This window comes from Dermacoccus sp. Tok2021 (genome assembly GCF_019895135.1).
Classification (GTDB): Bacteria; Actinomycetota; Actinomycetes; order Actinomycetales; family Dermatophilaceae; genus Dermacoccus; species Dermacoccus abyssi.
Genome location: NZ_JAGTHU010000029.1, coordinates 19,224 through 28,043 on the forward strand (window position 1 = coordinate 19,224; position 8,820 = coordinate 28,043).

The following is an 8,820-nucleotide window of genomic DNA, read 5'->3' on the forward strand; positions in this document are numbered from 1 at the left end:
TTTCCTGGGTGGACGCTCAGGCGAGCCGCTCAGACGCCGGCGCCTGGGCGACGGCCTCGGCGATCGGCACGTCACCGTCGGTGAACGGCAGCGCCTTGCCGATCGTGGAGTCGTCGGCGAGCACCGCGGCGATGACGCGGGCCACGTTGGCGCGCGACGCCTTCACGTCGCCGGGCGTCGTCGTGATCTCGATCGAACCGCTCGGCTCGTCAAGCGACAGCGACGTCGGCCCGACGAGCGTCCACTTCAGCGACGTGCCGCGCAGGTGCTCGTCCGCCTCCGCCTTCGCCTGGGCGTAGGTGTGGAAGTCGTTGTCCTCGGGCACCCCGTGATCGAGCGATGCGCCGAGGTAGGACACCATGACGTAGCGCTCGGGCCCGACGGCGGACGCAGCGTCCATCGTGCGGATCGCGGCGTCGCGGTCGACGGCGATGGTGCGCTCCGGGTCACCTCCTCCGGCACCGGCCGACCACACGAGAGCGTCGAAGCCCTGCTCGGTGAAGAGCTCCTTGATCTCCTCGGTGCTGAGGGCGGAGATGTCGGCGACGAGCGCAGTGGCTCCGGTCGCCTCGACGTCGCCCACGTGGTCAGGGTTGCGCACGATGGACGTCACGTCGTGCCCTGCCTCGACGAGCAACGGTGCGGTGAGCAGTGCGATCTTGCCGTGTCCTCCGACGATTCCGACGTGTGCCACGGGACCTCCTCGGTCGATTGCGTTGGTCCTTCCTGACAACGGCGACGGTGCCGTCTTTATGCCCACGCCGTCAATTCGCTCGCTCAATGGGCGGCCAGCACCTCGTAGCTCGCGGCGACGCGCTCGCGCCACCACGCCTCGCTCTCGGCGCTCGCCCGGTAACGCTCGAGGCGTTCTGGGTCGAGCGCACGCGCGTCGTCGATCTGAGCGACTGTGAGGTTGCCACCCACCGGCACGAGCGATCGCTCGACGACGTCGCCGTCGAGCAGGTTGATCGTGCCGAGGCCACACGCGTGCTCGAGCCCCGGCAGTGCGGCCGCGAGCGCCAGGCCCGCCGCCATGCCGGGGCTCGAATCGAGCGCGGAACTGACGACCATGGGCAGGCCCGTCTGCTCCGCGATGCGCAGCGCGCCCGTCACCCCGCCGAGCGGTGCAACCTTGACGATGGCGAGGTCAGCGGCATGGAGTTCGACGACGCGCAGGGGGTCGTCGGCCTTGCGGATGGATTCGTCGGCGGCGATGCGCACGTCGACGCCCGATGCGGCGAGGCTTCGGCGCACGCGCGCCAGGTCGTCGACCGGCATGACGGGCTGCTCGACGTATTCGAGGTCGAAGGCCGCGAGCCGCGTGATGGCTGCGACGGCGTCGTCGACGCCCCAGCCGCCGTTCGCGTCGAGGCGCACTCTGCCTTCGGGCCCCAGCCCGTCACGCACCGCGGCGACGCGGGCAACGTCGTCGTCGAGCGCCTGCCCCTTCTCCGCCACCTTGACCTTGGCCGTCGAGCAGCCGTCGAAGCGCGCGAGCACCCGCGGCACGTCGGCCGCCGGGACGGCCGGCACGGTGGCGTTGACGGCGACGACGTCACGCACCGGCTCGGGCCACCCCACGTATGCAGCCTCGAGGGCGGCCGCGAGCCATCGTGATGCCTCGTCCGGCTCGTACTCGAGGAACGGGGCGAACTCCCCCACGCCGCACGGCCCCTCGATGTAGGCGATCTCGCGGTGCTGCACGCCGCGAAAGCGCGTGTTGAGCGGCAGTGAGACGACCTTGAGGCCGTCGAGCAGGTCGGAGAGCGGGGGCAACGCCATGATCGAAGCCTAGGACCAGGTCAGATGCGCGGCCCGTGGGACCCGACGCCCGCTCCAGTGCGAACGTGGCTGCCCGGCGTCATCGGCGCGGGCTCGCGTTCTCCTGCTGCGCGCAGCCGATGCACAGCGTCGCTGTCGGCCGCGCTTCGAGGCGCGCATCGCCGATTGGCCCACCACAGCGGGCACAGGTGCCGTACGCGCCGTCGTCCAGACGCCGCAGGGCCGCCTCGATTTCACGCAGCTGTTCGCGCCCCTCCTGCGCGAGCGACGCGACCTGGGCGCGTGAAACGGCCACGGTCGAGCCCTCCGGATCGTGCTCGTCGTCGAGGTTGCTGTCGCGCACCGACTCGACGATGTCGGCGAAGCTCTCGTCGAGCCCCTTGAGGCGCTGCGTCGTCTCGGCACGTTTGGCGAGCAGCGCGGCGCGTGCATCGAACGTCATCCCGTCAGCGTAGACAGGCGCCGCAGTCGAACCACGTGGGAGGTCGGCCGCCGTCCGGGTGACGTTCTGGTGAACAACGCCTTCGACCGCGTCACGGCGCGTCATACGCATTTAGGTTCTTGTCATCGGGGAACGACCATCTCAGGGAGCAATCGTCATGGAGTTTTCGACAACGCAGGAAATTCACGCGGACCTCGCGACGGTCTGGGCCGCGCTCGGCGACCCGCAGAACTGGGTGAAGTGGATGGATGACCTCACCGACGTGAAACCTGAGGACGGTACGACGGCCCCCGGGCCCGGCGCTCGGTACAGCGCCTCCCAGGCCTGGTGGCGCTTCGACAATCAGCGTCTCACGATCCACGACTACCAGCCGAACGAGCGCCTCACGTACTCCGCGGAGACCACCGGCGGCGGCGTCACGTTCGAGTACACGCTGCGCCAGGTGGACGAGCGTCACGTCGCTGTCCACTTCCTGCTGCGCATGGACAGCACATTCGCCAAGGTGAACGCGTCCATGAGCGGCCCGCTGCTCGAGAAGAAGCTGAACGCCGAAGCCGCACAGCTTCGCGACTACTGCGAAGCGCAGACGTCGACCCGCACCGCGTGAAGCGCGTCAGCGCACCCACGCGCGTTCGACGGCGTCGAGCATGACGTCGAACGCGCGAGCCGACTCCGCCTTCGGCTGAGCGGGCCACAGTTCGAGTTCGAGCGACACGGCGCCGTGCACCGAGCCCCAGATGGCGAGCGCCGCCGCCTGCGGGTCGTCGCCGTGCAGTCGCCCCGCCTCCGACAATCGCGTCACGGTGTCGAGCAGGGGCTCGAATGCCGCCGCTTCGTGCGTCTCGCCGGCACTGCCTGCGCGGCCGGTGAAGATGACGGCGTACAGGCTCGGATGCTCGATCGCCCATGCCCGGTAGGCGACGCCGAGACGCCTGAAGTCGGTGTGGGCATCCTCGCCCGTGACGGCATTCGCCTGCGCTGTGGCGAACGACAGAGTGGCCTCGTGAACGACGGCTGCGATGACGTCGTCCTTACCCCCGATGAGCGAGTAGACCGCCGTGGTCGAGACGCCGGAGTCGGCGGCAAGGGAGCGCAACGAGAGTCCCGAGGCGCCCTCCGTCGCGATGACACGGGCAGCGCGTTCGACGATCCGCGCACGGTCGGCGTCGTCGTAGGTCTTGGGTCGAGGCACTTGACGACGGTAACAAAACATCGTTTTATAACAGTGTTACGGAACTCGGCGACCGGAGGCTGCCATGACCATCAACACTGCTCGCACGACGGCGACGACGGACGGCGACGTCACCGTCTTCCTCATCGGCATGCGCTTCAACTCGCTGTGGCGCCCTGACCGTTGGGGGCCTGTCGCCGTCTCGATGCCCCGGATGCTGAACCACCTCGTGCGGGACCCGGACGCCGGTTTGCTCCACCACGAACAGTGGTTCGGGCGCACCACGATCTCGGTGCAGTACTGGCGTTCCCCCGAGCACCTTCACGCCTTCGCCGCGAACGCCGACGCTCCCCACCTCAAGCCGTGGCGCGACTTCCGCAAGCTCGGGCGTGAGGGACACGTGGGCATCTGGCACGAGACCTACGTGTGCCCGCCCAAGGGGTACGAGTCGGTGTACGTCAACATGCCCGAGTTCGGCCTCGGGAAGGCGCTGGGAACCGTCCCGGTCGGACCGGGCCTGGCAACGGCCCGTCAGCGCCTGGCGCAGACCGGGGCACCTGTGGACGCCGCTGACGGCGAGATCCGATAGGGCTCACACTGGGGGCATGAATCGCGTCGCCGTCGTCACCGGAACCTCCAGCGGTATGGGCCTGCACGCCGCCGTGGCCCTCGCGAAGGCGGTGTGCACCGTCGTCGCAACGGTCCGCTCGAAGGAGCGCGCCGTCGCGCTCGAAGAGGAGGCGGCCGGCGCCGACGTCACACTCGACATCCGTGAACTCGACGTCACCGACCATGCCGCGAACGCCCGTTTCGTCGAGGGGGTCGTGCGCGATCACGGACGCCTCGACATCCTCGTCAACAACGCCGGTCGCGGCTGCGTCGGCACCGCGGAGACCCTCTCGATGGATGTCGTGCGCGAGCAGATGGAGACGAACTACTTCTCCGTCGTCGCCCTGACGCAGGCCGTCCTCCCGCACATGCGCGAGGCACGACGCGGAACGATCGTCTCGGTCACCTCCGTCGGCGGCGTGGTCGGACAGCCGTTCGCCGACGCGTACTGCGCCGCGAAGTTCGCCGTCGAAGGCTTCATGCAGTCGCTCTCGACCGTCGCCGCTCACGTCGGCGTTCGCGTCTCCGTCATCGAGCCGGCTGCCGTGGCAACCCAGTTCGTCGACAACGTGGAGAAGATCGACGGCGGACCGTATCAGGAACAGCTCGACGCCTACCTCGCGCGCACGGCGGGCGCGTTCGCGAACGCGCAGTCGGCGGAGAGCGCCGGCGAGGCGATAGCGGGCGCGGCCCTCGCCGACGAGTACCGCTTCCGCTGGCAGACGAGCGACGCTGCCGCGACGTTCGCCGGGGTGTCGCTCGGCGACCTCGACGGCTCGCGGGTTCTCGGTATGACGACGCCCTGGACGCAGGCCTGATCGGCTCGACCGACCCCGCACCGCAGCGAGCGACGATGCCTTCGGGCTCGCCACACTGGCGTTGGTCCCCGCGAGAGGAAAGCCGGCTCAGTGCGCGCCGCTGGCGCCGAGCTCGATGAGCAGCACACCCACGACGATGCAGCCGATGCCGACCCACATCGTCCGGGTGAGAGGCTCGTCGAAGAGCACGCGGCTCGCGAGCGCCGTGAGCGCGACGCCGCAGGCGGCCCACGTTCCGTAGGCGACGCCGAGCGGGACGCCTGCGGCCAGCGTCAGGGCGAGCAGGGTGAACGCGGCGAGGTATCCCGCCACCACGGAGGCGTACCAGCGCCGACGCCCGGTGACGGTGGCCTGCCGCAGCGAAAGGGTTGCCGTCACCTCGCAGATGATGGCGACCGCCAGGTAAGCCCACCTCACGACGCTGCCTCCACCGTGTCGCTCGCCTTGGGGTGCGATCCGAACTCGACGAGCAGAACACCTGCGATGACGAGGAGCACGCCGAGGTCCATGAGGGGCGTCAGAGGTTCACCGAAGATGGCGGCACTGAGAACGGCGGTGAGTGCGACGCCCGTGGCGCCCCAGATGCCGTAGGCCTTGCCGACGGTCATTCCCGTACGCAGCACGAGCGCGAGCAGAGCGAGTGACGCCGTGTACCCGACGGCGGTGAGGACGTACCAGGCGGGCACATCGACAGCCGCCTTCATGGCAAGCGAACCGGAGACCTCACACGCGACCGCAACGGCCAGCAACCACCATGCTCTCACCGCTCCAGTGTCTCCCTCGGCGTCGATTTCTCGCTGGTTCGCTTGTCCGACAGGGCAGTACGAAATGCCGATCAGAAGTACCAGGGGAAGCCCGACCAGTCGGGGTCGCGCTTCTCGAGGAACTGGTCGCGCCCCTCGACAGCCTCGTCGGTCATGTACGCGAGGCGCGTGGCTTCGCCGGCGAAGACCTGCTGGCCCATGAGGCCGTCGTCGGAGAGGTTGAACGCGAACTTCAGCATGCGCTGCGCCTGCGGCGACTTGCTCATGATCTCGCGGGCCGCCTGGAGGGCATCCGACTCGAGTTCGTCGTGCGCGCTGACGATGTTGACCGCGCCCATGCGGTGCATGTCGTCGGCCGTGTACGTGCGGCCGAGGAAGAAGATCTCGCGCGCGAACTTCTGGCCCACCATCTTCGCGAGGTACGCGGAGCCGTAGCCGCCGTCGAACGAACCGACGTCGGCGTCGGTCTGCTTGAAACGCGCGTGCTCGCGGGAGGCCATCGTCAGGTCGCAGACGACGTGGAGGCTGTGGCCGCCACCGGCTGCCCACCCGTTGACGAGGCAGATGACGACCTTCGGCATCGTGCGGATGAGGCGCTGCACTTCCAGGATGTGCAGACGCCCACCCTCGGCCTTGACGCGCAGTTCGTCGACGCCGGACGCCGTCTGGTCGCCGTCGTGGTCGGCCGCGTACTGATAACCCGAGCGGCCGCGGATGCGCTGGTCGCCGCCCGAACAGAACGCCCACTTGCCGGCGCTGCCGGTGCCCTCGGGGCCGGGGCCATTGCCCGTGAGGAGGACAACGCCGACGTCCGGCGTGCGACGCGCGTGGTCGAGAACGCGGTACAGCTCGTCCACGGTGTGCGGGCGGAACGCGTTGAGCACCTCAGGGCGGTCGAACGCCACGCGCACGCAGCCGAGTTCGACGCTGCGGTGGTAGGTGATGTCCGTGAGATCCTCGAACCCCTCGACGACCTTCCAGGCCGTGGGGTCGAACGGGTTGCCCGGCTGCTTCTGCGTCTCGTCACTCACGCCGGTCAGCCTATCGGTGCCTCCTCGGCGTGGTGCGTCACGCGTGAACGGACGCCGTCACCTCGTCGGGGGTGTCCTCCGGCGGCGTGATGGTGCTGGCCGAGCGTGACGCAGTGATGGCGGAGCCGGCGCCGGCGATGACGACGAGCGCCACCGCGAGGGCGCTGACCGTGCCGAAACCCTGATCGAGCAACAGCCACCCGGCGAGCGCCGCGATGACGGGCTCGAGCGCCAGCAGCACCCCGAACACCGCCTTCGGTAACAGGCGCAGCGCAGAAAGTTCCAAGCCGTACGGAATGACCGACGACAGCATGCCGACGCCGAGCGCCAGCATGAAGAAGTGGGTGTCCGTGAGGCCCTCGACGGCCCCGGGAGCACCGAACGGCATGATCGCGAGCGTGCCGATGACGAGTGCCATCGCCAGACCACCCGCACCGTCGAGGAGCGAGCCGACGCGCTCGCTCGCCAGAATGTAGAGGGCCCAGAAGAAGCCCGCGCCGAGCACGTACGCGACGCCCACCGGGTCCAGCGAGCCGCCCACGTCGTCGAGACCGAGCATCGCGACGCCGGCGAGGGCGAGGCCGATCCACGCGAAGTCGCGCAGCTTGCGCGAGAGCACCGCCGCGAGACCGAGCGGGCCGAGGAACTCGATGGCCACGGCCGGACCGAGCGGAATGCGCGCAATCGCCTCGTAGAACAGGCCGTTCATGCCGGCCAACGACAGGCCGAACGCGACGACGGCGAGCCACTGCTGCTTCGTCCAGGAGCGCAGGTTCGGGCGAGTGACGAGCAGCAGAAGCACGGCGGCGAAGCCGAGACGCAACGTCGTCACGCCCGCGGCGCCGATCTCCGGGAAGAGCTGGACGGCGAGGCCGGCACCGAACTGCAGCGACGTGCACGATCCGATGACCATGAGCACCGCGGGGGCTGTGCCGCCCCGGGTGCGCAGACGTGGGGTCGACAACGAGCCACCTCCTGAGAGCGCTTCGGGCCGACGCGTGGACCCGATCAGTCATGAATGCGGCCAACCGACCGGGCCGCATTCACCCACCGTAGAGCCGCGGCATGCCGCGTTGGAAGAGGGTCCGCCCGCCGAGCAGTTCGGCGGGCGGAACGCGCGTCGGGCGCGCCGGTCAAGACGTGCGGAACACCTTGTGCTGGGCCGCCTGAGCGCGCGGGCGCACGACCATCTGGTCGATGTTGACGTGCTCGGGCAGCTCCGCGATGTACGTGACGGCGTCCGCGATGTCCTCCTGCGTCAGGGGCGCCTCGACTCCCGCGTAGACGGCTGCGGCCTTCTCCTCGTCACCGTCGAAGCGCACGAGCGCGAACTCGTCGCTCTTGACCATGCCCGGGTCGATCTCACACACGCGCACGGGCTTGTCGAACAGCTCGAGGCGCAGCGAGCCCATCATGGCGCGCACCGCATGCTTGACGCCGCAGTACCCGCCGCCGCCCTCGTACGAGACGAGCCCGGCCGTCGAGCCGATCGTGATGATGACGCCGTGCGCCGCTTCGAGGGCGGGCAGCGTCGTCTGGATCGTCGAGAGCGTGCCGAGCACGTTGATTTCGTACATGCGACGCCAGTCGTCGAGGTCGGCGCTCGCCACGGGGTCGGTGCCGAACGCTCCCCCGGCGTTCGCGACGAGGACGTCGACGCAGGGCCCGGCTTCGGCGGCGAGACGCTCGACGTCCTCGCGGTTCGTCACGTCGCACTGGACGGCGCGGCCGTCGATCTCGCGAGCGAGTTCCTCGATGCGATCGAGACGACGGGCCGCGCACACGACCTCGTAGCCCTTCGCCGCGAGCGCGCGGGCGCTGGCCCGCCCGATGCCGCTGCTCGCACCCGTCACCACTGCCACCTTGCGATTCGTCATGGGCTCATTGTGTCGCGTGGTCTCCACAATGAGCGCTCAGGTCCGCGGTGGAGGGCTGCAGATGAGTACGGTCGGAACTGTGCGCCGCGCGATCCTCCGCAGGCGATGAACTCAACGCCTGAAGGGGAGCCATGGTCCGTATCGGAATCGCCGTCATCGTCGTCGGCCTGTGCCTGTGGGGGCTCGGCGAGTACAGCAACCGCAACGACGAGGTGATCGGGGCGAACATCGGCGCCGGCCTGATGATCCTCGCGAGTTGGGCCGTCATCGCGATCGGAGCGGTCATCACGCTCATCGGCGCGCTGCGTCAGGCCCGACGACGAGGC

At 69.3% G+C, this 8,820-nt stretch carries 13 protein-coding genes; 4 read left to right on the plus strand and 9 right to left on the minus strand.

All coding sequences use genetic code 11. The features are described from left to right. Positions 1-16: 16 nt before the first annotated feature. The 3 genes from K9D12_RS13525 to K9D12_RS13535 form a co-directional block, all read right to left on the minus strand. Positions 17-694 (minus strand): SDR family oxidoreductase, encoded by a 678-nt coding sequence (locus K9D12_RS13525; RefSeq protein ID WP_223060489.1) that lies wholly within the window; start codon positions 692-694, stop codon positions 17-19. An 83-nt stretch (positions 695-777) separates the two neighbouring features. Continuing rightward, positions 778-1,782, minus strand: coding sequence for an o-succinylbenzoate synthase (locus K9D12_RS13530; RefSeq protein ID WP_223060490.1), 1,005 nt, complete (start codon positions 1,780-1,782; stop codon positions 778-780). 79 nt (positions 1,783-1,861) lie between these two features. Further along, positions 1,862-2,224 carry a TraR/DksA family transcriptional regulator gene (locus K9D12_RS13535; protein WP_129665039.1) on the minus strand — a complete coding sequence of 121 codons (363 nt, stop codon included), beginning with the start codon at positions 2,222-2,224 and terminating at the stop codon, positions 1,862-1,864. 157 nt (positions 2,225-2,381) lie between these two features. On the opposite strand from K9D12_RS13535, the gene K9D12_RS13540 reads away from it, so the two are divergent. Next, positions 2,382-2,831, plus strand: coding sequence for an SRPBCC family protein (locus K9D12_RS13540; RefSeq protein ID WP_223060491.1), 450 nt, complete (start codon positions 2,382-2,384; stop codon positions 2,829-2,831). Between the two features lie 6 nt (positions 2,832-2,837). Here K9D12_RS13540 and K9D12_RS13545 read toward each other — a convergent pair whose 3' ends face one another. Further along, entirely contained in the window at positions 2,838-3,416 is a 579-nt protein-coding gene (locus K9D12_RS13545; RefSeq protein WP_223060492.1) for a TetR-like C-terminal domain-containing protein, read from the minus strand. A gap of 64 nt (positions 3,417-3,480) precedes the next feature. On the opposite strand from K9D12_RS13545, the gene K9D12_RS13550 reads away from it, so the two are divergent. Beyond that, on the plus strand, positions 3,481-3,984 hold the full coding sequence (locus K9D12_RS13550; RefSeq protein WP_223060493.1) for a DUF4188 domain-containing protein: 504 nt from the start codon (positions 3,481-3,483) through the stop codon (positions 3,982-3,984). Between the two features lie 16 nt (positions 3,985-4,000). Continuing rightward, entirely contained in the window at positions 4,001-4,822 is an 822-nt protein-coding gene (locus K9D12_RS13555; RefSeq protein ID WP_223060494.1) for an SDR family NAD(P)-dependent oxidoreductase, read from the plus strand. Positions 4,823-4,909: 87 nt separating this feature from the next. Here K9D12_RS13555 and K9D12_RS13560 read toward each other — a convergent pair whose 3' ends face one another. The 5 genes from K9D12_RS13560 to K9D12_RS13580 form a co-directional block, all read right to left on the minus strand. Beyond that, positions 4,910-5,239, minus strand: coding sequence for a multidrug efflux SMR transporter (locus tag K9D12_RS13560; protein WP_047312415.1), 330 nt, complete (start codon positions 5,237-5,239; stop codon positions 4,910-4,912). Further along, positions 5,236-5,586, minus strand: coding sequence for a multidrug efflux SMR transporter (locus K9D12_RS13565; RefSeq protein ID WP_047312416.1), 351 nt, complete (start codon positions 5,584-5,586; stop codon positions 5,236-5,238). The genes K9D12_RS13560 and K9D12_RS13565 overlap by 4 nt, the downstream gene beginning before the upstream one ends. A 71-nt stretch (positions 5,587-5,657) precedes the next feature. Next, entirely contained in the window at positions 5,658-6,617 is a 960-nt protein-coding gene (locus tag K9D12_RS13570; RefSeq protein WP_047312417.1) for a 1,4-dihydroxy-2-naphthoyl-CoA synthase, read from the minus strand. A gap of 37 nt (positions 6,618-6,654) precedes the next feature. Then, on the minus strand, positions 6,655-7,581 hold the full coding sequence (locus K9D12_RS13575; RefSeq protein WP_225911303.1) for a DMT family transporter: 927 nt from the start codon (positions 7,579-7,581) through the stop codon (positions 6,655-6,657). Between the two features lie 169 nt (positions 7,582-7,750). After that, entirely contained in the window at positions 7,751-8,494 is a 744-nt protein-coding gene (locus K9D12_RS13580) for an SDR family oxidoreductase (RefSeq protein ID WP_223060495.1), read from the minus strand. A gap of 131 nt (positions 8,495-8,625) precedes the next feature. Here K9D12_RS13580 and K9D12_RS13585 point away from each other — a divergent pair. Continuing rightward, the coding region (locus K9D12_RS13585) for a hypothetical protein (protein WP_129665025.1) at positions 8,626-8,820 on the plus strand (195 nt) is incomplete at its 3' end.

Excerpts from the sequence above, each read along its gene's own strand:
- K9D12_RS13530 (WP_223060490.1), bottom strand. The coding sequence starts at position 1,782 with ATGGCGTTGCCCCCGCTCTCCGACCTGCTCGACGGCCTCAAGGTCGTC.
- K9D12_RS13535 (WP_129665039.1), bottom strand. The coding sequence starts at position 2,224 with ATGACGTTCGATGCACGCGCCGCGCTGCTCGCCAAACGTGCCGAGACG.
- K9D12_RS13540 (WP_223060491.1), top strand. The coding sequence starts at position 2,382 with ATGGAGTTTTCGACAACGCAGGAAATTCACGCGGACCTCGCGACGGTC.
- K9D12_RS13550 (WP_223060493.1), top strand. The coding sequence starts at position 3,481 with ATGACCATCAACACTGCTCGCACGACGGCGACGACGGACGGCGACGTC.
- K9D12_RS13555 (WP_223060494.1), top strand. The coding sequence starts at position 4,001 with ATGAATCGCGTCGCCGTCGTCACCGGAACCTCCAGCGGTATGGGCCTG.
- K9D12_RS13580 (WP_223060495.1), bottom strand. The coding sequence starts at position 8,494 with ATGACGAATCGCAAGGTGGCAGTGGTGACGGGTGCGAGCAGCGGCATC.